Source organism: Streptomyces caelestis (genome assembly GCF_001279005.1).
Taxonomy (GTDB): domain Bacteria; phylum Actinomycetota; class Actinomycetes; order Streptomycetales; family Streptomycetaceae; genus Streptomyces; species Streptomyces heliomycini.
The window spans coordinates 156,474-179,937 of record NZ_LGCN01000240.1 but is presented as its reverse complement, the minus strand read 5'-3'; the positions used below and the strand labels follow the sequence as shown (position 1 = coordinate 179,937).

The following is a 23,464-nucleotide window of genomic DNA, read 5'->3' as shown; positions in this document are numbered from 1 at the left end:
CGGAGCGCGCGCCCGCCCTCTTACCGCAACGAAGCCATCCGCTCCGCCCGGCCCGCTCCCGGCCGGACGCGGGCGGATCCGAGCCGAAGGAGTGATGCGAGTGCCCAGGCAGCCGGTACGGGTCCGGGCCCCGGGGCGGTGCCCGGAGCGCCGCACCGCCACGGCGGACCCCGGACGCGCGGGCGGTGCCCGGTGACCGCGCGGACCACCACCGGCGCCACGGCCGGTGCCACCCCCTCCGCGGACGGCGACGGGCTGCCCGCCCGCTTCGACGCGCTCATCGCCGGCGGCGAGACGATCGAACCGCGCGACTGGATGCCCGACGGGTACCGCCGCATGCTGGTCCGCCAGATCGCCCAGCACGCCCACTCCGAGATCATCGGCATGCAGCCGGAGGGCGCCTGGCTCACCCGGGCCCCGTCCCTGCACCGCAAGTCGGTCCTCCTCGCCAAGGTCCAGGACGAGGCCGGCCACGGCCTGTACCTGTACTCCGCCGCCGAGACGCTCGGCGTGGACCGCGCCGACCTGCTGGACGCCCTGCACAAGGGGCGGCAGCGCGCCTCCGCCACCTTCAACCACCCCGCGCTGACCTGGGCGGACACCGGTGCCATCGCCTGGCTGACGGACGGCGCCGCCGTCATCAACCAGGCGCCCCTGTGCCGTACCTCCTACGGGCCGTACGCCCGGGCCATGCGCCGCGTCTGCCAGGAGGAGGCCTTCCACGTGCGGCAGGGCTACGACACGATGCGCGCCCTGTGCGAGGGGACGCCGGAGCAGAAGGAGATGGCGCAGGACGCGGTGAACCGCTGGTGGCTGCCGGCCGTGGCGCTGATGTTCGGGCCGCCCGACACCGGGGCGGGCGGCGCCGACGCGCGGACCGCCGCGCCGGGAGCCGCGGTCTCCCGCCGTGCGATGGCCTGGGGCATCAAGCGCCACACCAACGACGAACTGCGCCAGCGCTTCGTCGACAGTTGCGTCCCGCAGGCCGAACGCCTCGGCCTGACGCTGCCCGACCCCGCGATCCGCTGGAACGAGGAGCGCGGCCACTACGACTTCACACCCGTCGACTGGGACACCTACCGCGAGGCGCTGGGCGACGACACCCACTGGGCGCGGCAGCGGATCGCGCACCGCCGGGCCGCGCACGAGGACGGCGCCTGGGTCCGGGAGGCCGCCGCCGCGTACGCCGCCCGGGCGGACGCGGCGGGAGGGGAGGACGCATGAGCGGGGCACGGGAGGGCGCACCGGCGTCCTGGGAGGTCTTCCTGCGGGCCCGCCGGGGCCTGGCCCACCAGCACGTGGGGTCGGTGCGCGCGGCCGGCCCGGACGCGGCGCTGGCCGCCGCCCGCGACCTGTACACGCGCCGGGGCGATCCGCTGTCGCTGTGGGTGGTCCGTTCCGACGCCGTGCACGCGGCCTCCCCGGACGAACGCGACCCGTACTTCGCGGGCGCCCGTCACAAGCCGTACCGCTACCCCGAGCACTACGCGCCGCTGACCGAGAAAGGCCCCGAAGGTGAGCACGACGAGTGACGTCCCGGCGGTGCGTCCGGGCCCCCCGCCGGACGGCCCGCCGCCCGCGGCCCCCGACCTGGCCCTGCACCTCCTGCGCCTCGGCGACGACGCCCTGGTCCTCGGACAGCGCCTGTGCCAGTGGATCACCCGCGCGCCGACCGTCGACGAGGACCTGGCCCTGTCCAACATCGCCCTCGACCTGATCGGCCACGCCCGCGCCCTGCTCGCCCGCGCCGGCCGGCTCGACGGAACCGGCCGCACCGAGGACGACCTCGCCTACACCCGCCCGGAACGCCGGTTCACCAACGCCCTGCTGACCGAACTCCCCAACGGGGACTTCGCGACGACCGTGGCCCGCCAGCTCGCCTACAGCCACTACGCCGTCCTGTACTACGAGGCGCTCGCGCACTGCGCCGACCCCGAACTCGCCGCGTTCGGGGCGCGCGCCCGCAAGGAGGTCGCCTTCCACCGGCTGCACGCGGACCGCTGGACGGTGACGCTGGGACGCGGCACCGAGGAGAGCGCCCGCCGCATGCGACACGCCCTGGAACGGGTGTGGCCGTACACCGGTGAACTCTTCGAGGAGGACGAAGTGCTGCGCCGCCTGGCCGCGTCCGGCACCGTGCCCTCTCCGGCGCCCCTGCGCGAGGCGTGGCTCCACCGGGTCACCGGCGTCGTCACCGGGGCGGGACTCACCGTCCCCACGCCCACCTGGACGGCCAGGGGCGGCCGTTCGGGCCTGCACACCGAGGAGTTCGGTCCGCTGATCGCCGAACTGCAGTCGGTGCGCCGGCAGTTCCCCGGGGGCACCTGGTGAGCGGGCCGGTCCCGGCCCGCCGCTGCGCCGAGGAGGTGCGCGAGCGGGTGGAGGCGCTCCCGGACCCGGAACTGCCGGTGATCGGCCTGGGCGATCTCGGTGTGGTGGGCTCCGTCGCCCCGGGCGCCGACGGCGTACTGGAGGTGGAGATCACGCCCACCTACCTGGGCTGCCCCGCGATGCCCGAGATCACCGCCGCGGTACGGGACGTCCTGGCAGCCTGCGGCCACCCCGACGGCCGCGTCCGGCAGGTTCTGACACCGCCCTGGACGACGGACCGCATCACTCCCGAGGGACGGCGCAGGCTCGCCGCGCACGGCATCGCCCCGCCCGTGTCCCCGGCCCCCGCCGGCCCGGTCCCCGTCGAACCGGTCGCGGTGCCCTGCCCGCACTGCGGCTCACGGGCCACCCGGCCGCACAGCCCCTTCGGGCCCGCCCGCTGCCAGTCGATGCTGTGGTGCACGGCGTGCCGCGAGCCCTTCCCCCACCTGACCGCACTGTGAGACACACCGTGGACACCGCCGCCCTCCCGCCCGCACCCCCGGACGAGGCGCCGACCGGCTCGCCCCGCCGCACCGGCCGGCACCCGCTCGACGTCACCGAGGTCCGTCCCCTGACCGCCGACACGGTGGCCGTCACCCTGAACGTGCCCGCCGCGCTGCGCGACGTCTTCACCCACCGACCCGGCCAGCACGTCACCGTCCGGCACCGCGGCGCCGGCACCGAACTGCGCCGCAGTTACTCGATCTGCCCGCCGCCGCACGCACCCGGGACGCTCCGCCTGGTGATCAAACGGTCCGCTCCCGGCGGCTTCGGCGACCACGCCACCACCCGGCTCGCACCCGGCGACCGCCTCGAACTCTCCCCGCCCACCGGCGCCTTCGCCCTGCCGGAGCTGCCCGGCGCCCACCACGTCCTCCTCGCGGGCGGCACCGGCATCACCCCCCTGGCCCCGATGGCCGCCCACGCGCTGCGCCGGGACCCGGCCTGCCGCGTCAGCCTCATCCACTCCGTCCGCACCTCCGCCGACGCCGTGCTGGCCGATGAACTGGCCTGGCTGAAGGATGAGTTCGTCGACCGCTTCACCGTCCTGTACGTGCTGACCCGCGAGGACGCGGGGAGCGGGGGCGGCCCGCTCGCACGGCGGCTCGACGCGGCGGGGCTGCGCCGCCTGCTGGCGGCCGTGGACGCCCGCCCCGGCCCGGACACCGCGTTCGCCCTGTGCGGACCGCCCGGCCTCCTCGACACCGCACGGCGGGTCCTGGCCGGCCGGGGGACCGATCCGTCGCTCGTCCGCTGGGAGCTGTTCACGGCCGACGGCACGGCACAGCGGGCGCCGGAGCCGGCCGGACCGGCGCCGGCGGCGGGGGAGACGCGGGTCACCGCCCTGCTCGGCGGGCGCCGCCGTACCGCCACCGCCCTGCCGCACGACCCCGCCCTCCTCGACGCGCTGCTGCGCGCCCACCCCGACGTGCCGTACGCCTGCCGTGAGGGCGTGTGCGGCAGCTGTCGCGCGAAGGTCCTGTCCGGGCAGGTGACGGCGGACCGCCAGTACGCCCTGGACGAGCGGGACCGCGCCGCCGGCTACACCCTCGTCTGCCGGTCCCGGCCGTGCACCCCCGAGATCACCCTCGACTTCGACGCCTGACCCGCACACCACGCCACCGCACAGCGAAGGAGACCCACGATGACCGTCACCGCCCGACACGAGGGGAAGACCGCCCTGGTCACCGGAGGCAGCCGGGGCATCGGCAGAGCCGTCAGCCGCCGCCTCGCCCGCGAGGGCGCCCTGGTGGCGGTCCACTACGGCCACGACCTGACGGCCGCCGAGCGGACCGTCAAGGAGATCGAGGCCGACGGCGGCCGCGCCTTCCCCGTGCACGCCGAACTCGGTGTGCCCGGCGACGCCGACGCCCTGTGGTCCGCCTTCGACCGGGCCCTGGCCCGGGAGGACGCGCCGGCGGGCCTGGACATCCTCGTCAACAACGCGGGCATCACCGTCCCCCGCCCGATCGCCCAGGTGACCGAGGCCGACTACGACCGCGTCTTCGCGATCAACGCCAAGGCGCCGTTCTTCATCATCCAGCGCGGCCTGGACCGCCTGCGGGACGGCGGCAGGATCGTCAACATCTCCTCCGTCGCGACCCGCGTCGCCCTCCCGGCGATCGTCTCGTACACCATGACCAAGGCCGCCCTCGACCACCTCACCCTCTCCCTCGCCCAGGAACTGGGACCCCGGGGCATCACCGTCAACGCCGTCGCGCCCGGCTACACCGAGACGGAGATCAACCCCACCCTCGCCGTCCCGGAGATCCGCCGCCGCTACTCCGAGGCCTCCGTGTTCGGCCGGCTCGGCGACCCGGTGGACATCGCCGACGTCGTCTCCTTCGTCGCGAGCGACGACGCCCGCTGGGTGACCGGCCAGTGGATCGACGCCTCCGGCGGCGCCCACCTCGGTGTGTGACCCGTCCGCACCCCTAGGAGATGCGATGAACGACCGCACGTCCGCCCTCGACGAGCCGGTGACGGACGCCGCCCCCACCCGGCCCTTCGCGGGCGCCAGCCCCTACGACACGTACGTGCACGCGTCCGTCCTCAACTCGCTGCAGCACCCGCTCACCGAGGCCCCGGACGAGATGGGCTTCCTCGTCACCACCCAGGTGATGGAACTGTGGTTCACCCTGATCGTGCACGAGTGGCGCACGGCCCGGGTGGCCTTCGCCAAGGACGACCTGCCCGAGGCCATGGACGCGCTGGAGCGCAGCCGCCGCGCGCTGACCGCCCTGGGCGGCGCCTGGGCGCCCATCGCCGCGCTGACCCCTGCCCGGTTCAACGGTTTCCGGGCCGCGTTCGGTCAGGCGTCGGGCTTCCAGTCGGCGATGTACCGGCACATGGAGTTCCTCCTCGGCGACAAGTCCGCCGGGCTGCTGCGCGCCCACCGCGGCGACCCGGCCGTCCACGAGGCGCTCGCCGAGACCTACCGCGAACCGTCCCTGTACGACGAGGTGCTGGCCCACCTCCACCGCCAGGGCCTGCCCGTCCCGCGTCACGTCCGCGAGCGGGACGTGACCCGCCCCTACACCGGCGACCCCGGGGTGGTGGAGGCCTGGCGGCACGTCTACGCCGGACCGCGGCACCACCCCCACCTGGCGCTCGGTGAACTGCTCACCGACATCGCCGAACTCGTCACCCGCTGGCGGTTCGACCACGTCCTGGTGGTCCGCCGCGCCATGGGCGCCAAGCCGGGCAGCGCCGGCTCCGCCGGACTCGCCTGGCTGGAGCAGCGGGCGGCCCGGCCGGTCTTCCCCGAACTGTGGGAGGTGCGCGGTGACGTCTAGGGCGATCTCCGCCTTCGCGGCCGAGGAGGAGCGGCGGGTCCTGAGCCTGAAGCCGGTGCTGGCACCGGTGCACGGCCGCTACGGCGACCACCCCCACCAGTCCTACGACGCCTGGCCGTCCGACGACCCCGACGCCCCGCTGGTGATCCTGCTGCACGGCGGCTACTGGCGCTACGACCGGATGCACCTGACCCCGTTCGCGGCCTACCTCTTCGAGCAGGGCTTCGACGTGCTGCTCCCCGGCTTCCGCCGCTCCGGGGGTGCGGGCGGCCACCCCGAGACCTTCGACGACGTCGCCCGCATCGTGGACACCCTGCCCGAGGGGCGGCCCTACGTCCTCGCGGGCCACTGCTCCGGCGGACACCTCGCGCTGTGGTGCGCCGCCCGGGGGCTGCTGCCGCCCGGCTCGCGCTGGCACACGCGCACCCTGCCGACGAGCGTGCTCGCCCTCGCGCCGATCACCGACCTCACCGCCACCCGCCGCGACGACCTCAGCGACGGCGCTGCGCTGCAACTCCTCGGTGGAGAAGAGAACTTCGAGGAGCGGCTGCCCGAGGTCGACCCCCTCACCCTGCTGCGGGGCGCCGGCACCACCGGGGTGCCCACCGTGCTGCTGCACGGGGCCGCCGACGAGGAGGTCCCGCTCAGCCAGTTCAGCGACTACGCGGCCGTGCACCGGGACCTCAGGACGGTCGTCCTGCCCGGCACCGGCCACTACACCCTCATCGAACCGGGCGCACCCGGCGCCCGGGCGGTCGCCGACACCCTCCGGGAGATGGCGGCCGCCGCCACCCCGGGGAACCCCGGCCGCACGGGCGAGGAGGCCGCACACCGATGACCACCGCACTCTCCGCGCCGGCCGGCCTGCGCGAGCGGGCCGCACGGCTCGACGCCGACGATCCCCTGGCCCCGCTCCGCGCCCGGTTCCTGCTCCCGCCGGACACCGTCCACCTCGACGGCAACTCCCTGGGCCCGCTGCCCGCCGCCGTGCCGGCGGCCCTCGACGACGTCGTACGGCGCCAGTGGGGCACCGGACTCATCGGCTCCTGGAACGCGGCCGGCTGGTGGGAGGCGCCCCTGCGGGTGGGGGACGCCATCGGCGCGCTCATCGGGGCCGCGCCGGGGCAGACGGTCGCGGGCGACTCCACCAGCGTGCAGCTGTTCACCGCGCTCGACGCCGCGGTCGCGCTGCGCCCGGGCCGCCCGCTGCTGGTCACCGACCCCGGGCACTTCCCCACCGACCGCTACCTCGCGGACGCGGTCGCCCGTCGCCGGGGTCTGGAGGCACGGCGGGTGCCACCGGCGGACCTCCCGCGCTTCCTCGCCGCCGAGGGCCGCCGGGTCGCCGTCGTCAGCTACGCGCCCGTCGACTTCCGCACCGGCGAGCTGTACGACATGCGGACGCTGACCCGGGCCGCCCACGACGCCGGCGCCCTCGCGCTGTGGGACCTGTGCCACGCGGCCGGCGCCCTGCCCCTCGACGTCGACGCCCTCGGCGTCGACCTGGCCGTCGGCTGCGGCTACAAGTTCCTTTCCGGCGGCCCCGGCGCCCCCGCCTTCCTCTACGTGGCGCACCGCCACCACACCGGCCTGGAAACGCCGTTGCCGGGCTGGACCGGCCACGCCGACCCGTTCGGCCTGGCCCAGGAGTACACGCCCGCCCCCGGCATCGCCCGCGCCCGCATCGGCACCCCGCCGATCCTGTCCCTGCTCGCCCTGGAAGCGGCCCTCACCGCCTTCGACGGCGTCGACCTGACCCGGGTCCGCGCCAAGAGCCTGTCCCTGACGGGCTTCTTCCTGCGCTGTGCGGACGAACTCCTGGCCCCCCTGGGCTTCAGCTCCGTCACTCCGGCCGATCCCGGTCGCCGCGGCAGTCAGGTCACCCTCCGCCACCCCCACGCCCGCGGACTGGTCGCCGCCCTCGCCGAACGCGGCGTCATCGCCGACATGCGCGCGCCCGACCTGCTGCGCTTCGGCGTCAACGCCCTCTACACCAGCCACCGCGACCTGCTCACCGCCGCGCTCCGCCTGCGGGACCTCACCCGGGACGCCGCCTACGACCCCGCGCCGCCGGCCGCGGGGCCGGTGACCTGAGGGGAGCCGTCCCGGCCGCCCGCCGGGCGCGGCGGTCCTGACGGGGATCGCCGCCCCATGGCCCGTGCCGCGCACGACGCCGTCCTCGCGGCGCCGCCACCCGTCGTCATCCCGCCGGCCGATGTGGCCGGCGGGCGCCGTCGCGGTGCCGGCCGGTGACCGTCTCGCGCGGCTCGCCTCCGTCGGCCAGGGCCTTGGCGGCTCGTTCCCGATGGGCGCGGAAACGACGCAGGTACGACCGTGCCATGGGGCCCGGCGGGACGCCCCGGGCGAAGGCGCGCATGTTGCGTTCGCCCGTGTTGTAGCCGAGGGCGAGGAGTTCGTCGCGGGTGTAACGGCGTACGTGCCGCCCCGGAAGGCTCCGGTCGAGGTCCTTCAGGTGCAGGGCGGCCGTGCGGACGGCGAAGGCGGGGTCGTCGCGCAGGTCCTGCCACCGTCCCGGCAGGCCGTGCGTCCGCCGGACCCGCTCGAACGTCGCCCGGTGCATGTTGGCCAGACCGAAGGACGCCCCGGGTTTCCACCACTGCCACAACCGCTCCAGCAGGGGATGGTGCGGCTTGTACGCCTCGTTGTGGAGCACGGTCATCACGAGCAGGGGCGAGACCCCGGCCTCCCGGGCACCGCGCACCACGATCGCCGCGTAGTCGGCCGGCTCGTAGTCGCCGGGCCGCAGCGGCGGCGTCCGGGCGTCCTCACGGCCCACTGTCCGAGACCCTTGCTTCGCCGTCGCCGTCGATCGTTCGGCCATGGTCGATCACTCCTCCACCGTCGTGGGGTGCGCGTGCCCCCGCGGCCCCGCCCCAATCCGGACCCGCGGCGGACGAGGACGCCGATCCCGTGGACATCGCTCGCGCGGCCTTCGCGGGCACCTCTCCCACGACGCGGCCTCCCGCCCGCCCCGACGCCGTGGGCATGCGAGGAGGCACACGGAAGCACGCCCGTGCCGCCGCGCCTCGCCGTCGACGCCGGTTCGGCCCTGACGGAGCAGGCGGACGCGACCCACAGCCCCGCCTCCCGGGCCCCGGGGGCGGCGTGGTGGACGAGTGGCCCCGTACACGTGCGACGGCGACCCGGGCCGGCACGGCCATCCCGTACCACCGTCCTCGCGTCCACCCGGGACGTGTGCTCCAGGAGGGCGTGCGCCGCCCTGTGCGGCGCGACCCGCTGCTACCGCGTACCGCCGGCGCCGGCCAGGGGGGACGAGTGGTCGCCGGGCTTCCTCGCACGGTCGGTCTCGTCCTGCACGAGCAGGGAGAGCAGTGCGGCCACCGTCAGACCCGCTTCCGCCGGGTGACGCAGCACCTTGTCCGGCTCGATGCGGTAGGTGTTGGTGCGGCCGTCACGGGTGTGGGAGAGGTAATCGTCCTGTTCGAGGTCGGAGATGATCCGCTGGACGGCACGCTCGGTGAGCCGGCAGTGAGCGGCGATGTCGCGGATCCGGACGTTCGGGTTGTCGGCGATGGTGGCCAGCACGCGCGCGTGGTTGGTGACGAACGTCCATCCGGAGTGAGATCCAGGCACTTCAACCATGCGCCGCATTCTACAGACCACTTTTGCCGGACACTGGATGCATGACATACTTTTCGCGCAATGGATGACGGGATCTGGTCGGGGGAGACGCAGGAGGGATCTGAGGGTGTCTTCGGATGAAGAGGTCACGAGGCGCTCGAGCGGCGCCGACGGGAGCCGGCTGCAGGTCCTGGACCAGGCCGCGGTGGTGCAGTACGAATGGTGCGGCGTCCGGGTCGTCGGCGCACGGGGCTCCTACGACAGCTCCTCGGTGACGCCCCTGACGGACGCGCTGGCCACCGCGGCCAGGGAGTGCTCGAGAGTGGTCCTGGACGCCTCCGGCGTCACCTTCGCGGACTCGGCGCTGCTGAACCTGCTGATCCTCACCCGCCAGGCGACGGACCTGCGCGTGGCCGCGCCGACGCGGCAGCTGCGGCGGCTTCTGCAACTCACCGGAGTCGACACCGTGCTGAAGACACGGGAGACGGTGGAAGAAGCCGCCGCCTGCTGAGACGCGCCGAACCCGCCGCGGCGAACCCGCCGCGGCGAAGCGGCCGCCGAGGTCGCTCGCCGGGCGACCGGGCGGCACCTGAGCGCCGACTGCGCGGACACGGGCGGACCGAAGGCGGCGGGGAGTGTGGAGTAGGCCCTTCGATACGGGGCATCCGGAGTTTCGCCTGACGCCGCCCGGTCGTGAACCGTGGTCGTCAGACGCCATGGAGGCAGTCACTTCCCCGCGGTGCGACCGGCCGTGCTGCGGAAGGGACTCGTGAGGGGAGAGGTATCACCATGATCCTTCCGGCGGAGAAGGAGCTGCGCGCCGTGCTGGCACGCTTCGCTCAGGCGCGCATCGAACACGACGTGCGTCCCACCGGCTACACCAGCAGGGCTCTCGAAGACGCCACGTACACGCTGTGCGTGATGACCGGGGCCCGCACCGCCGAGCAGGCTCTCCTCACGGCGGACGCCCTGCTCGCGAAGTACGCCGACCGTACGAGCGTCTCCCGCGAGGACGAGACACTGGCCGCGTAGGCCGACGTCGGGCACCCGCGGCCGGCTCCTGCCGCATACGACGGCGCGCTCAACGGTGGAGCCCCGCGTCCTTCGGGCTCGCCACCGCCCTGAAGGCGCGGGTGCCCGATCCCCGTAGCCGCTCGGCCCCGAGGCGGCGGTCCGGGGCCTCACTGCTGCGCAGGGCGCGGCCGACCATGAGCCGCTTCGCCGCACCGGAGATCCTGATCACAGGAGCGAAGGCAGAGCGGCGGCCCGCCGATCAGAAGGACCGTCGCCTCCGCGCATGCCGGCACTCTGTCCGTTCGCTGCGCCCCTCCGAGGGAGGCCTCGTACGGAAAGGCAGGCCAGTGCATAGAATCCGGTCTCATGCCGAAGCCTGACGAGCTGATCGTTAACATCGCCGCCCTCGTGGAATCCGGGCGGAGCAGTCGGATGTCGCTGACCGTGGTCGCCGGTGGCGCCGTCATCACCGGTCGCCTGGCCCCTGAGGCCGTGTGGCGGCAGAGGGTGTCGGAGGTGCTGACGGATTCCGCCCAACTGAACGAGTTCTCCGCTGTCTTCGGCGCTCCCGAGGAGAAGGACGGGCCGCCCACGCATCTGCACTTCCATGTCGCCCGGATCCTGCAGGGCACGGTGGGCATTCCGGAGACGGGCGGGATGTACCGCATCGCGATCGAGGATGTCAGTGCCTGGACCGTGGGCGACTTCAGCTACTCCGACCACTGACCCGACCGCCGAACCGGGAACGACACGGGATGCGGGGCCCCGCCGGCACGTCCTGGCGGGGCCCCGCACTGCTGTTCGGCTCGATCCCGGCTCCTTCGCCGTAGGCCTACCGGGTGAAGCGCACGGGCAGGCTGCGCGGACCGTGGATCATCATCCCGGGCCGCCAGGTGATGGCCGCCGGATGGATGTCCAGGGTCAGGTCGGCGCAGCGGTGCAGCAGGGTGCTGAAGGCGATGCGCGCCTCCAGGCGGGCCAGTGGGGCGCCCAGGCAGTGATGGATGCCGTGGCCGAACGCCATGTGGCCGCGGGCGTCGCGGGTGATGTCGAAGCGGTCGGGTGCGGGGAAACGCGCGGGATCCCGGTTGGCGTCGGCCAGGGCGACGAGGACGAGTTCGCCTCCCCCCGGAACGACCGTGTCGCCGATGGACACGGGTTCGGTGGTGAAGCGGAACGTGGGTGTCTCCAGGGGGCCCTCATAACGCAGCATCTCCTCGATCGCGTTGTCCATGAGCGAGGGATCCGCGCGCAGGGCGGCCAGCTGTTCCGGGTGGTTCAGGAGGGCGAGAGCGCCGTTGGAGATGAGGTTCACGGTGGTCTCGTGACCGGCCACGAGCAACAGCCAGGCCATGCCCAGGAGTTCCTCGCGGGACAGCCTGTCGCCGTCCTCCTCCGAGCTGTGGATCAGCGCGCTCATGAGGTCCTCGCCGGGCTGCTGACGCTTGCCTTCCACCAGCGTCGCCAGGTACTGCGCCATCGAGGCCGCTGCGGCCTTGCGGAGTTCGGGGTCGGAGGCCCCGAGGGCGTCGTTCGACCAGGTCCTGAAGGATTCCTGGTCCAGGCCCGGTACGCCGAGCAGCTCGCAGATCACGGCGATCGGCAGCGGGAAGGACAGCGCCTCGACGAGGTCGGCACGCCCGTCGGGGGCGGCGAGCATCCGGTCCAGCAGCGCGTCGGTGGTCTTCTGAACGCGTGGGGCGAGCTCCTCCACCCGGCGCGTGGTGAACTCCCGGGCCACCAGTTTGCGCAGCCGTGTGTGGTCCGGCGGGTCGGCCCTCAGCATGTGCGGGCCGGAGGAGACGGCACCCAGCGGCAGGTCGGGGGAGGCCTTGCTCCAATCCTTCGAGAGCCTGGGGTCCGCGAGGGCGGCACGCCCGGCCTCGTATCCGACGACGAGCCAGGCCGACGCGCCCCCTTCCGGCATCCGGATGCGGTGCACCGGCCCCTGGGCCCGTAACCGGGCGTACACGGGGTAGGGATCGCGGGTGAACGACTCGCCGAGCGCGGCGAGATCGACGATGTCCATGGGATTGTCACCTCGTTCGTGAGGACGGGCGTCCGGTCAAAAGGAGATATCGGGTTCGCCGGTGCCTGTCGGGATGTGATGTCGGGGCCCGGGAGATGCGGTACGGGGCCGAAGCCGGCTGCGGCAGCGCCCCGGCGTCGAGAACGACGCGTGGCGGGACGGTGTCCGCCGTCGCCGGGAGTGAGGTCCTGCCTCAGGCTCGGTCCACGCTGCCGGCGGGGCGGCGGACCCTCAGGTCGAAGGCGAAGGCGGGGTCGCACGCCAGGCCGACCCGCTGTCCCAGAGCGTTCACGGTGACGACAGCCGACAGCGGCACCCTCCACCCCTTCGTCACCACCGGGCCGAACGGCTCGTCGTGCACCTCGTGGACCCGCTCGCGCGGACCTGCGGGCGCGTAGGAACCGCTGATGACCACCGTCTGCGAGGACCTGGCCGCCTCTTCCCTCGGTTCGACGACCAGGCGGCGGGAGATCGTGCCGCCGTCGAACAGGCCGCCGTCCGTCTCCCCGCCGCGCACGTACACGGTCTCGGCCGTCCGCACGGACACCTGGACGTGGGTGCCGAAGGCCGAATTCTCGTAGAGCTCGATGTCCACACGCGTCCCGCCCTCTGTTCCGGCGCAGGCGAGCACGTGCCCCTTCTCCACGGTCCGGGTGTACGGCCCCGCCGTGCCGGGCGCGGACGCCGCGGCGGGTGTGGCCACCAGGAATGCCGCGGTCAGAACGCCGGCCAGGGCCGAACGGGCGTGATGGATCATGATTCCCCCCTATTGTGAGTCGGATTGTATGAGAAGACTGTGGAGAAGTGGCGTCCGTTGCGGTCGGGGCCGTACTCCGTGACCGACGGCCGCGCGGAGCGGGCCGGCCGGGGCGACGCGTCCGGCAAGTCCCGGCTGTCCGAGCCCTGGCGGAACGGCGTCCTGATCGCGTTCGGGAACCGACCGCGCGGGCGTACCACGGAGGCGTGCGCCGATCGGCTCGGGGTGGGGGACACCGGCGGTCCGAGCGGGGACCCGTTCCACGGCCCACCGCTCGGCCGGCCGGCCGAGGGAGTGTCGTCGGGTGGCCGCCCTCATCGGATCGACGGCTTCCGGGCCCCACGGTCCCGGCTGTCCGCACGCGGGGCCGCGGAATACCCGGGTGCGACCGGGGCGGGCCGGCCCGTAGGATCCTCGTTCGAGGCGCCGGCGCGGCGTCCTTCCGGCAGTGGACACTCGACGGACCGAGGATGCGTGACGCAATGGGCAGCGGACTCTTCGCGATCTCCTTCGACGCGCACCGGCCCGAACACCTGGCGCGGTTCTGGTCGGGTGTCCTGGGCCTGGAGGGGGCCGACGACTACGACGACGGTGTCGCCCTGCTGTCCGGGAACGACGCCGGCTACCGTCTCGGCTTCCGTCCTGCCCGGGCACGGAAGACCGCTCAGAACCGGCTGCACTTCGACCTGACCAGCTCCTCCCCGGAGAACCAGCGGGAAACCGTGGCCAGAGCTATCGGCCTCGGCGCGCGGTACGCCGACGTCGGCCAGGAACCGGACGCCTCCCACGTGGTGCTCGCCGACCCCGAGGGCAACGAGTTCTGTGTCCTCGAGCCGGGCAACGCCTTCCTCGCCGGCTGCGGCTTGATCGGAGCGCTCGCCTGCGACGGTTCGCAGGCCGTGGGCTACTTCTGGAGCCGGGCGCTGGGATGGCCGCTGGTCTGGGACCAGGAGGAGGAGACCGCCGTCCAGTCCCCCCACGGCGGTACGAAGATCACATGGGGCGGTCCGCCGTTCTTGCCGGACCCCGGCAAGGACCTGCACTTCGACCTCGCGCCGGACGACGACCAGCAGACGGAGGTCGAGCGCCTGCTCTCCCTCGGGGCGAAGCGCCTCGGCCCCGCCCACGGCGGGGACGGCGCGGTGCCGCTGGCCGACCCCGACGGCAACAGGTTCCGCGTGCTCACCCGCCGGTGAGGCTGGAACCGGCGGGAAGCGAAGCAGACGGCCGCCCCGGCGCGGTCGTCACCGCGGACGAACCGGCGCAGGCGCCGGACCACCGGGTACGGACGTTCACCGGGGCCGCCGGCGGTGCCCGCACGCCGCGGTGACGGCACGTCGGCGTGCGCCTTCGCACTGCGGGGAGGCCGCGTCAGGCGACAGCGGTCCCCTCGGACTCGGCCATCCGGCCGGGCGCCGCCGGCCGCGTCACCCCGAGCAGCGTGGTGGTCGGCGCCACCCCGAGCCGGACGAGGTTCGCGAGGGACATGGCGGCCTCGCTGAGCACGGCCTCCAGGCTGCCGAGGCTCAGCGCCGGCTGTGCGGCCATCGCGCACGCCTCGTCCGTCGGCCTCCTCCGGGCGGAGCGGTGTCTCGACGGTGAAGACTGCGCCGCCCCCGGGGAGGTCCCCCGCGCGGACGGTCCCGCCGTACAGCCGTACGTTCTTCCGGGCGATCGCCGGCCCCGGGCCGCTGCCCGCCGACCGGGTACGCGCCGCGTCGGCCTTGTGGAACCGGTCGAAGACCTGCGGCGGCACGTCGGGCCGGATGCCGGGTCCGCTGGCGGCGACCTGTGTGACCAGTACGCGCGGGCCGGGGGAGCGTGCTTCGCCGCGCGGGCTCACGGTGACGGGCGCGCCCTCGTGCCGCGGGGCGTTGCCGACGAGGTCGGCGATCACGATGTCGAAGCGGCGCGGGTCGAGCCGGGCGCGGATGCCGGGGGCGGCTCGGTGCGGACGCGGCCGTCGGTTCGGTGCCGGTTCCCCAGGAGACGGTCGGCCCCGGCGGCGCCTGCGGCAAGAGGGTCGACCATTCGACGCGGCTGACCTGGTCGGGCGTGGACGCACACGCCGCCCCGTGGAACGCCTCCCACTTCGGCAACGCCAACCGCGGTTCGGTCCGCATGGGCATGAGCGACGTGGACGCGGCCAGGTGCTACGGACAGGTACGGCCGGGCGACCCGTTCGAGCTCACGGGCGAGGAGACCGAGGGCGTGGTCGCCCCGGGGAACGGCTTCGGTGCGTGGAACGTGTCGTGGACGGCCTGGCGGCAGAAGAGCGCGCCGCGCTGAGGACGGCCCCTGTGGTGGGTGGTGAGGCGTCGTGCTCCCGGAGGGAGAGGCTTTCCGGGTTCGGGCGTGCAGTGCAGGGCGTGAGTGTGCCGTTCCGGGTTATCCGAGGCGTAGGACGGGGCGGACGTCCGCGCGGGAGACGCTGGTCGTCCGGCGACCGGGAGCCGCGGGCCCTCGTGCGGCCGCCGCCACGCTCCTGGATGTCGACGGCCGGACGTGAAGGGAAACTCCGGACGGGACCGCAGGGCACGGGAAAGGGGCTGGGCGCGATGACGGTGGCGGCGCGGCAGGGCGGTGGGGGAGGGTCCAGCGGTCTGTACGACGTACTGGAACTGATTCTCGACCGGGGGCTGGTGATCGATGCGTTCGTACGGGTCTCCCTGGTCGGTATCGAGATACTCAAGATCGATGTCCGGATCGTGGTGGCCAGCGTCGACACCTACCTGCGCTTCGCCGAGGCGTGCAACCGCCTCGATCTGGAAGCGGGACCGCGCAAGCCGCCCGGGCTGACCGAACTCCCCGGACGGATCAAGGAGTCGGGGGCCCGGGGCGCGACCAAGGGAGTGCTGTCCGGTGCCGCGCAGACGATCTCGGACGCTTTCCAGCAGGCCCGCGGCGAGGCACGGGAGAAATAGGGCGGTGCCCACGGGAAGGGAGAACGCAGCCGGTGCGAGCGTGCCGGCCGTGCGTGGGACACCGCTCCGCCGGGGGCGGGGCCACCGGCGCCCCCGCCCCCGTCACCCGGGGCGGGCTCGGCACGCACGGCGCCACCGCGGGGACCGAAGCCGCCGGACGGGCCCGCGGCCGGCCCTCACCCGGAACCGGCGGAGAAGGGCGACGCCGACGACCAGAGCGAGTGCGAGCAGACCCGCGCGGGTGCCGGCGCCCGCCGTCTCGGCGGCGGACCGTCGGACGGGGCGCTCTCCGGGCTGAGAAGGCGTGGCGGCCTGATACGACAGCTCCCGGACGATCCCCTGCCACACCCGCTCGGGGGGCACGGCCACGAGGTCCGCCGCCTCGGCGTTGCGCGCGGCCGTCAGCACGCGGGTCGTCAGCTCCAGTTCCTCCCGGCAGCGCGGACACGTCGAAATGTGCCGCAGGGCGCCGGCGTCCTCGTCACCGGACGCATGCCCCAGCGCCAGCTCCAGCAAGTGCGCCGACTCCACGTGACCCACCGCGTCCTCCTGTGTCTCGGGCTCCGTACCGCTGCGTGCACGGGCCGGCCGGACCCGTAGGAGTGCCGTCAGTTCGTCACCGGCTCCGCCGTGACGACGAGATTCGCCAGGTAGCCTCCCCGCCCGGGATCGAACGGCGGCGCGCAGGTGATCAGGGTGAGGACCGGAGAGCCCTTCCTGCGGAAGACGGACGGCGGCAGCTCGTCCTTCGGCACGGTGGCACGTGAGACGACGCGGTAGACCGCCGGGCCCGCCTTTGCCCGCCGCACCTCGACGCGGTCGCCGCGCTCCACGTCGCGGAGGGCGGCGAACTCGCCGAGTTCACCCGTGTCGCCGTCGACGTGCCCCACGAGCACGGCCGACCCCCGAGGGCTCCCCGGGGCCGGGCCGTAGCGGTACCAGCCTGCCACGGAGGGGTCCTCGGGGACGGCCAGGGCTCCTTGCCGGGTCACCCCGACGCCTTCGACACGCGCGGCAAGACCGATGCCGGGGACCTCGACGTGCTCGGGTGGCGTCTTTCGGGCCGTGCCGGCCCCGGGCCGCGTCGTGCCGTCGAGTGGAACGGCCGCGGCTCGGTGTGCCGACGGTGCGGCTCCGAAGTCCGCCGTCGGAGCCGGGCCCGGCTCCGACGGCGGACCCGGAACGCCGAGGACGGCTGCCAGGGCGACAGCCGTCACGGTCAGCCGTCGTGCGGTGTCAGACACGCCGGCCCGAGACCCGGCGAGCCACCAGGAAGCCGGTCACCGTGACCGCTCCGGCCGCGGCCGCCCAGGCCGGCCACTGCTCGGAGGAGTTCGGGGTGACGGCGGCGCCGCTGCCGCCCGCATGGACGGCGTTGGGCGTCGATTCCATGCCGTTGAACGTCTGGGTGGCCAGAGCCAGGTTCTTGTCCTCGGCGCTGCCCCAGGCGTAGACGACGTTGCTCGTGCCCTCGTCGAGGTTCAGGTCGGCCGGTCCGATGGCCACGGTGTCCGTCCCGGAGAGGACGACGTCGGCGTTCACCGTGCCCGCGTCGACCGCCGCGGTGTCCTCGTCGGGGTTCGTCAGGTCGGTGAAGACGGGTTGTCCGCCGGCCCGTACGTCCACGGCGGGCGCGGCCGCGACATGGCGGACCGTCAGGCGCGCCTCGCCGGCGTCCACCTGCGACACGTCGTTGGTGAAGGCCGTCAGCCGGGGCTTGCCGTCCGCGGAGAGATGGGCGGCGACCGTGGCGTTGCCGCCCTCGGTCACCTTCACCTCCTTCTCCAGGGCCGGTGTGCCGTCGGGGCCCTGGCCCGCTTCGAAGACCTGGATGTCGTAGGTCCCGGCATCGAGGGACTGCGGCTCGGTCACCGTGCCGGGCTCGAAGTCGCTGAGCAGTTCGTCGCCGTTGGCGTAGACGTCGACCGTCATCCCGGGGATGCCGTGGAAGACGGACACCATGGACGTGTCCTGTGCCTTGTCGGGGGCCGCCATGACGGGTGCGGCCGCGCCGAGGGCGAGTGCGCAGGCGCCGGCCGAGGCGGCGATGGCGAGGGGGGTCCGGGAGGTCATGGGGATCATCCCTTCGAACGGAGTCTCCGCACGCTGCGGGGTCTCGGTCCTGTTTCTCGGGCGGGTGGCGCCGCGGATGCGTCCGAGGCACCGCTTCTCCGGTCCGGTCACACACCCGCGCCGGGCACGTGATCCTGTTCGATCGCCAGCCGCAGCCGGTGGAGGCCGCGGCGGGTGTGACTCTTGACCGTTCCCAGGGGCAGGCCGGTGCGTTCCGCTATTTGGACCTGCGTCAGGTCCTCGTAGAACGCCATGCACAGCACCTCTCGCTGGGCGTGCGGAAGCCGGGCCAGGGCCTGGACGAGCAGCACGCGGTCCAGCACGTGGTCCGGCGCCCCCGTGGCCGATCCGGTGGGGGCGGTGTCGTGGGCGGCCGAGTCGACGAGGGACAGGCGCCTCGTCCTGGCGGCCAGTGCGTCAACGATCTTGCGGCGCGTGATGCCGACCAGCCAGGCGCCGAGCACACCCCGCTCCGGACGGAAACCGTGCCGCCCGCGCCAGGCGCCGATGAAGACCTGCTGGGTCACGTCGTCGGCCTCGCAGGCGTCACCGAGGGACCGGGAGGCCATGGTGTGGACGAGCGGGCCCCAGCGCCGGTAGATCGCCGCGAACGCCTCTTCGTCGGCGGCGACGAGCCCACGGGCCAGTTCCTCCTCGTACCGGGTCTCCTCCACGGGCGGGACGAGGGCGGTGGTGGGTCGTGTGCGGGTGCTCATGGCCTGACTCCTCCTGCCGTGCGGTGGTCTCAGTCTTGGAGGCACAAACGATGCAAACAACATGCGTCGTTTGTGCGTCGTACAGTGGAGTCATGAGCGCGCTGACGGAGAACGGTGAGCACCGGGGCGACCGGGACGGCGAGGGCGTCCCGCCGGGCGGTGGACTGACCACCGGCGAGGTGGCGAGGCGTCTGGGGGTGGCCCCCACCACGGTCCGTACGTGGGATCGCCGCTACGGACTCGGCCCCGACGGCCACACCGGCGGCCGGCACCGGCGCTGGACCGCGGGGGACGTGGCCCGGCTGGAGCGGATGTGCGCGTTGACGGCGACCGGCCTGCCCCCGGCCGAGGCCGCGCGCCTGGCGCGCGGTGAGGAGCCGCCGGCCGTGGCCCCGGCTGGCGAGACGGCCGCCGGGGCGCGGCGACCGCCGTCCCGCAGCCGGGCGGGCAGCGGGCTGAGCCTCGGTGACGTGCGCCAGGAGTGCAAGGGCGTCGCCCGTGCGGCCCTGCGGCTCGACGCCGCCGCGCTGGACCGGCTCCTGCTCGACGCGGTCACCGAGCACGGACTGGTCGCCGCATGGACCGAGGTGATCGTGCCCACGCTGCAGGCCGTCGGCCGTAAATGGCAGACATCGGGCGAGAGGTACGTCGAGGTCGAGCACTTCCTGTCCTGGCACGTCTCCGGCGTGCTACGGCGCACCACGCCCGACACGGTCGCCGACCGGCCCGGCTCCACCGTGGTGCTCGCCTGTGTACCGGGGGAGAACCACACACTCGCGCTGGAGGTGCTGTCCGCCGCGCTCGCTCAGCGGGGCGTTCCGGTGCGCATGTTCGGAGGCGCCCTGCCCGTCGAGTCCCTCGTCGCGGCGGTGCGCAGGACCGGGCCGGCCGCCGTGGGGCTGTGGGCGCAGTCCCGTACCACCGCCAGCCGGCCGCTGGCCCAGCACGTGGCCGGCCTGGAGTGGGGCGTGCGCGGCGCTCGCCGCAAGCCGGTCGTCCTGACCCTCGGACCGGGCTGGACGGGGCAGGCGGTGGCCGGCGCGGTGCGCCCGACGGGCCTTGCCGGGGCCGTCGCCGTCCTGGAGTCGGTGGCCGCCCGGTGACGTGTCGTCGTCCGGGGCACGCGGTCGTGACGTCTGGCGCCGGCCCGGGGAACGTGGTCCGCTGGATCGGCGGCCGCGGCCGAGGCCCGTCGGCCCCGCATCACGGATACGGCGTCGAACGAGGAGGAACATGACCGGCGAACACCGCGGGACACCGGACGCCGTCGTCGTCGGTGCGGGCCTGGCCGGCCTGGCCTGCGCACTGGATCTGTGCCGTGCCGGACTGCGGGTGGCTCTGCTGGAGGCGTCCGACGGAGTGGGAGGCCGCATGCGTACGGACCGGCGGGACGGGTTCCTGCTGGATCGCGGCTTCCAGGTGTTCAACACCTCGTATCCACAGGTGAAACGGCGCCTGAACCTGAGAAGCCTCCAACTACGGCCCTTCACTCCCGGCATCATCGCTCACACTCCGACCGGGCCGGTGCGCCTCGTCGACCCCACCCGGAGTCCGGGTGCGGCACGTGAGCTGCTGCCGGGGAGGATCCTCGCGGCCCGTGACCTGGCCGCGCTGGCGGCGCTCACCGCCCGCGACGCGATACTGCCGGCGGGCCTTCTGAAACGCGGTGCGGACCGCCCGACCTCCGAGGCCCTGTCCCGGGCGTTCCTCTCGGACGCGGTGATCGCGCACGTACTGCGGCCGTTCCTGTCCGGTGTCTTCCTGGAGGACCGGCTGGAGACCTCCGCGCGCTTCTTCCACCTCGTCTGGCGGAGCATGGTCCGCGGATCCCTGTGTCTGCCCGCCACCGGCATCGGAGCGGTGCCGGCCCGGCTCGCCGACGGTCTGCCCGACGGCGTCCTGCGGCTCGAAACGCCCGTCGCCGAGATCACCGACGAGGGGGTGCTCCTGGGGGACGGCACCGAACTGCCGGCCCCCACCGTCGTGGTCGCGACGGACGCCGCCACCGCGGGCCGCCTGCTGCCGGGCCTGTCCGTGCCGGACGCACGCACGGTCACCACCTACTACCACGCGGCAGCCGGTACGCCGCTGGCGGAACCGACGCTGATGGTGGACGGCACCGGAGCGGTCCTGAACACCTGTGTGCTCAGTGAGGTCGCCTCCGGGTACGCGCCGCCCGGCACCGCACTGGTCTCCACCTCCGTGCTGGGAACGGACCGGCCCGGTGCGGCGGACGAGGTGCGCCGCCGACTGGCTGGCCTGTACGGCGTCGACACGAGCGACTGGGGCCAGGTCGCCGCCTGCACCGTCCAGGGCGCGCTCCCCGCGATGCTTCCGCCCTGGCCGCTGAGCCGCACCACCCGTTTCGGCCCCGGCAGGCACGTGTGCGGGGACCACCGGGCGACCGGATCGGTGCAGGGCGCTCTGGCCTCGGGCACGCGTGCCGCACGGGAGGTGCTCGCCGGCCTCGGACAGGAGGAGTGACGTCGCCGGCCGGATGCGGTCAGCCACATTCGTGGGAGCCGGCAGCCCGAAGCGGAAACGAGCGGTGCACGTGTCCCGGTGGCCGGTGCCATCGGTGCCCTGAGTGGTGGAGAACCGGCGAGCAGGCCGCGGTCCGGCCGGTGGTGCTCGGCTTCCCCGGCGCGGTTCCCCGCGCGCACCCGGCGTTCCGCCCCTCGAGTCACCGCCGCCCCGGAACGTGGGTCACCAGCCGCAGCCGCTGCTCGCACCTGCCCACCCGTACCGTCTGCCCCCACGTCAGCTCCAGGGCGTCGCCCTCCACACCGTCCCCGAAGGCGACGAGGCGTTCGGACTCGACGGTGAGGCACAGCCGGCCGGTGGCGGCGAGTTCGCCGGCCACCAGGGACGTTCCGGTGGCCGGCGACGGCCAGGCCTCGCGGACGAACCAGAGCAGGCGGTCCTCCGTGGGGTGGGGCAGGTGCAGGGCGCTGCCCCGCTCCTGCCACACCGACCGGAGCCAGCCGGTCGCGCCGGCGCCCGTACCCACCAGCACCCCGGAGGAAGCCTGAGCCTCGACGACACCCCCGTCGCCCTCCAGGCCCAGGCGGTATCTGGCCGTCTGGTGTCCGACGGCGCCGAGATAGATCTCGTTGAGTGCGACCAGCCGCTGGGTGTCGTCGGCGACGGCCTCGACCATGGTGAGTTCGTCCGCCCGGGCGGTGGAGGCGCCGCGCAGCAGCGCCGCCGCGTCGGCCGCCCGGTGCCGCACCAGTACACCGGGGTTGCGCCCCGGCTCGGGATCGACGCCGATCACCGGCTGCCCGGAGAGGTACTTGGCCACGTTGGCCACCAGTCCGTCCTGCCCCACCACGACCACGATGTCCTCCGGGGCGAACAGGAAACGGTCCAGGTCGCTCCGCTCCACCCGGGCCTGCCGCCAGGTCAGCGGGACCGCGGCCGCCACCTCGGCCAGCGCCCGGTGCGCGCGGCGGTGGCGCTCGGCGACCTCCCCGAGGTCCCGGCCCCGGGAGGAGAGGAAGAAGGCGGCCTGTCCGTGGGTGCCGTGCCGGGCCACCAGTTCCTCGTACTCCGTGGTGCGGTGGACCAGGACGGCCCGCGGGGCGAGACTCATCCGCGGGCCCCGCCGCCGAGCCGGGCCAGCAGTTCGGTCAGCATGTCCGGGGAGACGGTCACGCTGTCGATGCGCGGCAGGTTCTCCGCCAGCCGTGTCCCGGTGAGCGCGTGCAGCGTCGCCACGTCGACATCGCCGTGGACGCGCAGCCAGGCCGCCTGGGCCTCGGCCCGGGCCTCGCCGACCTCGCGCGCCGCCTGGGCCTCCGCGCGGGCGAGCGCCACCGAACGGGCGGCCTCGGCCTCGGCGAGCCTGACCGTGCGTGCCGCCTCGGCCTGTGCGCGCACCTGGTCCGCCGCCGCTCCCTCCTCCGCCTCGCGGCGCGCGTTCGCCCCGCGCTGCTCCACCAGCCGTTCCTCGCGGCGGGCGAGTTCGATCTGGCTGGCCAGTTCGTTCTCGGCGATGGCGCGCTCGCGTTCGACGGCGACGGCCCGCCGCTCGTACGTCGCCCGGTCGGCCTCCTGCTGGATCCGCTCCCGGGCGGGCGTACGCAGCGCGCGCTCCACCTCCGCCTCGGGACGCACCGCCATGACGCGTACGGCCACCACCTCGATCCCGGTGGCCGGCAGCCGTGGCTCGGCGTCGAGGCCCGTCGCGATCCGGTCGCGCACCGCGGCCACCCCGTCGACCAGCGCCGCGGACAGCGGGGTGCGGGCCAGTACGTCCAGCGCGTGCTGCTGGGCCGTCTCGGTGAGCAGTGTGCCCAGTTGCTCCAGCGGGGCCCCGCGCCATACTCCGGTGTCCGGGTCGACGGAGAAGTCCAGGCGGGCGGCGGCGAGTGCCGGGTCGCCGATCCGGTAGGTGACGGTCGCCTGCACCGACACGTCCTGGAAATCGGCCGTGCGGGCGCGGAAGGTCATGGCCAGCTCCCGGTCCTCGACCGGCACCTCGGAGAGCGCGGCGGTCAACGGACGGAACCAGAAGCCGAGCCCTGGCCCGTCGTGCACCAGCTTGCCGCCGCGGTGGTGACGGATGTGGGCCGTGGGCGTGGAGCGCAGGTGGCGCCAGCCCAGGCGCCGGGTGATGTCGGCCATGGAAGCTCCTCTTTTCTCGTCCCCTTGACGATAATGAGGAACCCCATTCT

At 74.2% G+C, this 23,464-nt stretch carries 27 protein-coding genes and 2 pseudogenes; 17 read left to right on the top strand and 12 right to left on the bottom strand.

All coding sequences use genetic code 11. The features are described from left to right. Window positions 1-192 precede the first annotated feature (192 nt). The 9 genes from paaA to ADK41_RS32425 are packed head-to-tail and all read left to right on the top strand — an operon-like array spanning window position 193 to window position 7,763. Entirely contained in the window at window positions 193-1,224 is a 1,032-nt protein-coding gene (gene paaA, locus ADK41_RS32465; protein WP_037803824.1) for a 1,2-phenylacetyl-CoA epoxidase subunit PaaA, read from the top strand. After that, on the top strand, window positions 1,221-1,532 hold the full coding sequence (gene paaB, locus ADK41_RS32460) for a 1,2-phenylacetyl-CoA epoxidase subunit PaaB (RefSeq protein ID WP_030823965.1): 312 nt from the start codon (window positions 1,221-1,223) through the stop codon (window positions 1,530-1,532). The genes paaA and paaB overlap by 4 nt, the downstream gene beginning before the upstream one ends. A 10-nt stretch (window positions 1,533-1,542) precedes the next feature. Continuing rightward, a complete protein-coding gene (gene paaC / locus ADK41_RS32455; RefSeq protein WP_030823962.1) occupies window positions 1,543-2,331 on the top strand; it encodes a 1,2-phenylacetyl-CoA epoxidase subunit PaaC in 789 nt (262 codons plus the stop codon). Further along, complete coding sequence (paaD, locus tag ADK41_RS32450) at window positions 2,325-2,834, top strand: 1,2-phenylacetyl-CoA epoxidase subunit PaaD (RefSeq protein WP_380957410.1); 510 nt, start codon at window positions 2,325-2,327, stop codon at window positions 2,832-2,834. The genes paaC and paaD overlap by 7 nt, the downstream gene beginning before the upstream one ends. After that, window positions 2,831-3,979, top strand: a complete 1,149-nt coding sequence (locus ADK41_RS43995; protein ID WP_106979421.1) for a ferredoxin--NADP reductase — start codon at window positions 2,831-2,833, stop codon at window positions 3,977-3,979. Before paaD ends, ADK41_RS43995 begins: the two co-directional genes overlap by 4 nt. A gap of 39 nt (window positions 3,980-4,018) precedes the next feature. Then, window positions 4,019-4,795, top strand: a complete 777-nt coding sequence (locus ADK41_RS32440) for an SDR family oxidoreductase (RefSeq protein ID WP_030823953.1) — start codon at window positions 4,019-4,021, stop codon at window positions 4,793-4,795. Between the two features lie 25 nt (window positions 4,796-4,820). Beyond that, window positions 4,821-5,669, top strand: coding sequence for a tryptophan 2,3-dioxygenase (locus tag ADK41_RS32435; RefSeq protein WP_030823950.1), 849 nt, complete (start codon window positions 4,821-4,823; stop codon window positions 5,667-5,669). After that, complete coding sequence (locus tag ADK41_RS32430) at window positions 5,659-6,507, top strand: alpha/beta hydrolase family protein (protein ID WP_030823947.1); 849 nt, start codon at window positions 5,659-5,661, stop codon at window positions 6,505-6,507. The genes ADK41_RS32435 and ADK41_RS32430 overlap by 11 nt, the downstream gene beginning before the upstream one ends. Further along, window positions 6,504-7,763, top strand: coding sequence for a kynureninase (locus ADK41_RS32425; RefSeq protein ID WP_030823944.1), 1,260 nt, complete (start codon window positions 6,504-6,506; stop codon window positions 7,761-7,763). Before ADK41_RS32430 ends, ADK41_RS32425 begins: the two co-directional genes overlap by 4 nt. Before the next feature lie 106 nt (window positions 7,764-7,869). On the opposite strand, the gene ADK41_RS32420 is transcribed toward ADK41_RS32425, so the two are convergent. Continuing rightward, window positions 7,870-8,466 (bottom strand): lytic transglycosylase domain-containing protein, encoded by a 597-nt coding sequence (locus tag ADK41_RS32420; RefSeq protein WP_234318682.1) that lies wholly within the window; start codon window positions 8,464-8,466, stop codon window positions 7,870-7,872. A gap of 464 nt (window positions 8,467-8,930) precedes the next feature. Then, entirely contained in the window at window positions 8,931-9,293 is a 363-nt protein-coding gene (locus ADK41_RS32415; protein WP_037803820.1) for a helix-turn-helix transcriptional regulator, read from the bottom strand. Between the two features lie 106 nt (window positions 9,294-9,399). On the opposite strand from ADK41_RS32415, the gene ADK41_RS32410 reads away from it, so the two are divergent. The 3 genes from ADK41_RS32410 (at window position 9,400) to ADK41_RS32400 (ending at window position 11,012) form a co-directional block, all read left to right on the top strand. After that, complete coding sequence (locus ADK41_RS32410; protein WP_030823936.1) at window positions 9,400-9,783, top strand: STAS domain-containing protein; 384 nt, start codon at window positions 9,400-9,402, stop codon at window positions 9,781-9,783. 278 nt (window positions 9,784-10,061) lie between these two features. Further along, entirely contained in the window at window positions 10,062-10,304 is a 243-nt protein-coding gene (locus ADK41_RS32405) for a DUF5133 domain-containing protein (protein ID WP_030823934.1), read from the top strand. Window positions 10,305-10,652: 348 nt separating this feature from the next. Next, window positions 10,653-11,012, top strand: a complete 360-nt coding sequence (locus ADK41_RS32400; RefSeq protein WP_030823932.1) for a hypothetical protein — start codon at window positions 10,653-10,655, stop codon at window positions 11,010-11,012. Between the two features lie 106 nt (window positions 11,013-11,118). Here the strand turns inward: ADK41_RS32400 and ADK41_RS32395 are convergent, their stop codons facing one another. Then, a complete protein-coding gene (locus ADK41_RS32395) occupies window positions 11,119-12,315 on the bottom strand; it encodes a cytochrome P450 family protein (protein WP_030823930.1) in 1,197 nt (398 codons plus the stop codon). 193 nt (window positions 12,316-12,508) lie between these two features. Further along, window positions 12,509-13,072 carry a hypothetical protein gene (locus ADK41_RS41315; protein WP_030823928.1) on the bottom strand — a complete coding sequence of 188 codons (564 nt, stop codon included), beginning with the start codon at window positions 13,070-13,072 and terminating at the stop codon, window positions 12,509-12,511. Window positions 13,073-13,554: 482 nt separating this feature from the next. Here ADK41_RS41315 and ADK41_RS32385 point away from each other — a divergent pair, with 482 nt between their 5' ends. Further along, window positions 13,555-14,268, top strand: coding sequence for a VOC family protein (locus ADK41_RS32385; protein WP_030823925.1), 714 nt, complete (start codon window positions 13,555-13,557; stop codon window positions 14,266-14,268). A gap of 175 nt (window positions 14,269-14,443) precedes the next feature. Here the strand turns inward: ADK41_RS32385 and ADK41_RS40210 are convergent. Together ADK41_RS40210 and ADK41_RS44400 are read right to left on the bottom strand one after the other, a co-directional pair. Then, window positions 14,444-14,620 (bottom strand): annotated as a pseudogene (locus tag ADK41_RS40210) (RidA family protein); the annotation flags it as partial. A gap of 91 nt (window positions 14,621-14,711) precedes the next feature. Next, window positions 14,712-14,969, bottom strand: a pseudogene (locus ADK41_RS44400) (ATP-binding protein); the annotation flags it as partial. Window positions 14,970-15,043: 74 nt separating this feature from the next. Between ADK41_RS44400 and ADK41_RS32380 the strand changes: the two are divergent. Together ADK41_RS32380 and ADK41_RS32375 are read left to right on the top strand one after the other, a co-directional pair. After that, window positions 15,044-15,361, top strand: coding sequence for a hypothetical protein (locus tag ADK41_RS32380; protein WP_030823920.1), 318 nt, complete (start codon window positions 15,044-15,046; stop codon window positions 15,359-15,361). Between the two features lie 269 nt (window positions 15,362-15,630). Continuing rightward, window positions 15,631-15,996 (top strand): gas vesicle structural protein GvpA, encoded by a 366-nt coding sequence (locus ADK41_RS32375; protein ID WP_030823916.1) that lies wholly within the window; start codon window positions 15,631-15,633, stop codon window positions 15,994-15,996. Window positions 15,997-16,098: 102 nt separating this feature from the next. Here ADK41_RS32375 and ADK41_RS43990 read toward each other — a convergent pair whose 3' ends face one another. From ADK41_RS43990 to ADK41_RS32355, 4 genes are all read right to left on the bottom strand, one after another. Then, window positions 16,099-16,536 (bottom strand): hypothetical protein, encoded by a 438-nt coding sequence (locus ADK41_RS43990; RefSeq protein ID WP_051843084.1) that lies wholly within the window; start codon window positions 16,534-16,536, stop codon window positions 16,099-16,101. A gap of 68 nt (window positions 16,537-16,604) precedes the next feature. Further along, window positions 16,605-17,021, bottom strand: coding sequence for a class F sortase (locus tag ADK41_RS38445; RefSeq protein WP_078661892.1), 417 nt, complete (start codon window positions 17,019-17,021; stop codon window positions 16,605-16,607). A 211-nt stretch (window positions 17,022-17,232) separates the two neighbouring features. Beyond that, window positions 17,233-18,069, bottom strand: coding sequence for a DUF4397 domain-containing protein (locus ADK41_RS32360; RefSeq protein WP_030823906.1), 837 nt, complete (start codon window positions 18,067-18,069; stop codon window positions 17,233-17,235). Between the two features lie 107 nt (window positions 18,070-18,176). After that, a complete protein-coding gene (locus ADK41_RS32355; RefSeq protein WP_030823903.1) occupies window positions 18,177-18,785 on the bottom strand; it encodes an RNA polymerase sigma factor in 609 nt (202 codons plus the stop codon). 92 nt (window positions 18,786-18,877) lie between these two features. Here ADK41_RS32355 and ADK41_RS32350 point away from each other — a divergent pair, with 92 nt between their 5' ends. Then, the gene (locus ADK41_RS32350; RefSeq protein ID WP_030823900.1) at window positions 18,878-19,888 is read left to right on the top strand and encodes a MerR family transcriptional regulator; all 1,011 of its coding nucleotides are present in this window, start codon (window positions 18,878-18,880) and stop codon (window positions 19,886-19,888) included. 130 nt (window positions 19,889-20,018) lie between these two features. Then, window positions 20,019-21,269 (top strand): NAD(P)/FAD-dependent oxidoreductase, encoded by a 1,251-nt coding sequence (locus ADK41_RS32345; protein WP_030823897.1) that lies wholly within the window; start codon window positions 20,019-20,021, stop codon window positions 21,267-21,269. Window positions 21,270-21,468: 199 nt separating this feature from the next. On the opposite strand, the gene ADK41_RS32340 is transcribed toward ADK41_RS32345, so the two are convergent. Together ADK41_RS32340 and ADK41_RS32335 are read right to left on the bottom strand one after the other, a co-directional pair. Then, the gene (locus tag ADK41_RS32340) at window positions 21,469-22,380 is read right to left on the bottom strand and encodes an NAD(+)/NADH kinase (protein ID WP_030823894.1); all 912 of its coding nucleotides are present in this window, start codon (window positions 22,378-22,380) and stop codon (window positions 21,469-21,471) included. Then, window positions 22,377-23,414, bottom strand: a complete 1,038-nt coding sequence (locus tag ADK41_RS32335; RefSeq protein WP_030823892.1) for an SPFH domain-containing protein — start codon at window positions 23,412-23,414, stop codon at window positions 22,377-22,379. Before ADK41_RS32335 ends, ADK41_RS32340 begins: the two co-directional genes overlap by 4 nt. Window positions 23,415-23,464 lie beyond the last annotated feature (50 nt).

Coding starts and splice junctions, on each gene's coding strand:
- paaB (WP_030823965.1), top strand. CDS start 1,221: ATGAGCGGGGCACGGGAGGGCGCACCGGCGTCCTGGGAGGTCTTCCTG.
- ADK41_RS32440 (WP_030823953.1), top strand. CDS start 4,019: ATGACCGTCACCGCCCGACACGAGGGGAAGACCGCCCTGGTCACCGGA.
- ADK41_RS32435 (WP_030823950.1), top strand. CDS start 4,821: ATGAACGACCGCACGTCCGCCCTCGACGAGCCGGTGACGGACGCCGCC.
- ADK41_RS32425 (WP_030823944.1), top strand. CDS start 6,504: ATGACCACCGCACTCTCCGCGCCGGCCGGCCTGCGCGAGCGGGCCGCA.
- ADK41_RS32415 (WP_037803820.1), bottom strand. CDS start 9,293: ATGGTTGAAGTGCCTGGATCTCACTCCGGATGGACGTTCGTCACCAAC.
- ADK41_RS32405 (WP_030823934.1), top strand. CDS start 10,062: ATGATCCTTCCGGCGGAGAAGGAGCTGCGCGCCGTGCTGGCACGCTTC.
- ADK41_RS32400 (WP_030823932.1), top strand. CDS start 10,653: ATGCCGAAGCCTGACGAGCTGATCGTTAACATCGCCGCCCTCGTGGAA.
- ADK41_RS32395 (WP_030823930.1), bottom strand. CDS start 12,315: ATGGACATCGTCGATCTCGCCGCGCTCGGCGAGTCGTTCACCCGCGAT.
- ADK41_RS41315 (WP_030823928.1), bottom strand. CDS start 13,072: ATGATCCATCACGCCCGTTCGGCCCTGGCCGGCGTTCTGACCGCGGCA.
- ADK41_RS32385 (WP_030823925.1), top strand. CDS start 13,555: ATGGGCAGCGGACTCTTCGCGATCTCCTTCGACGCGCACCGGCCCGAA.
- ADK41_RS32375 (WP_030823916.1), top strand. CDS start 15,631: ATGACGGTGGCGGCGCGGCAGGGCGGTGGGGGAGGGTCCAGCGGTCTG.
- ADK41_RS32360 (WP_030823906.1), bottom strand. CDS start 18,069: ATGACCTCCCGGACCCCCCTCGCCATCGCCGCCTCGGCCGGCGCCTGC.
- ADK41_RS32355 (WP_030823903.1), bottom strand. CDS start 18,785: ATGAGCACCCGCACACGACCCACCACCGCCCTCGTCCCGCCCGTGGAG.
- ADK41_RS32350 (WP_030823900.1), top strand. CDS start 18,878: ATGAGCGCGCTGACGGAGAACGGTGAGCACCGGGGCGACCGGGACGGC.
- ADK41_RS32345 (WP_030823897.1), top strand. CDS start 20,019: ATGACCGGCGAACACCGCGGGACACCGGACGCCGTCGTCGTCGGTGCG.
- ADK41_RS32340 (WP_030823894.1), bottom strand. CDS start 22,380: ATGAGTCTCGCCCCGCGGGCCGTCCTGGTCCACCGCACCACGGAGTAC.
- ADK41_RS32335 (WP_030823892.1), bottom strand. CDS start 23,414: ATGGCCGACATCACCCGGCGCCTGGGCTGGCGCCACCTGCGCTCCACG.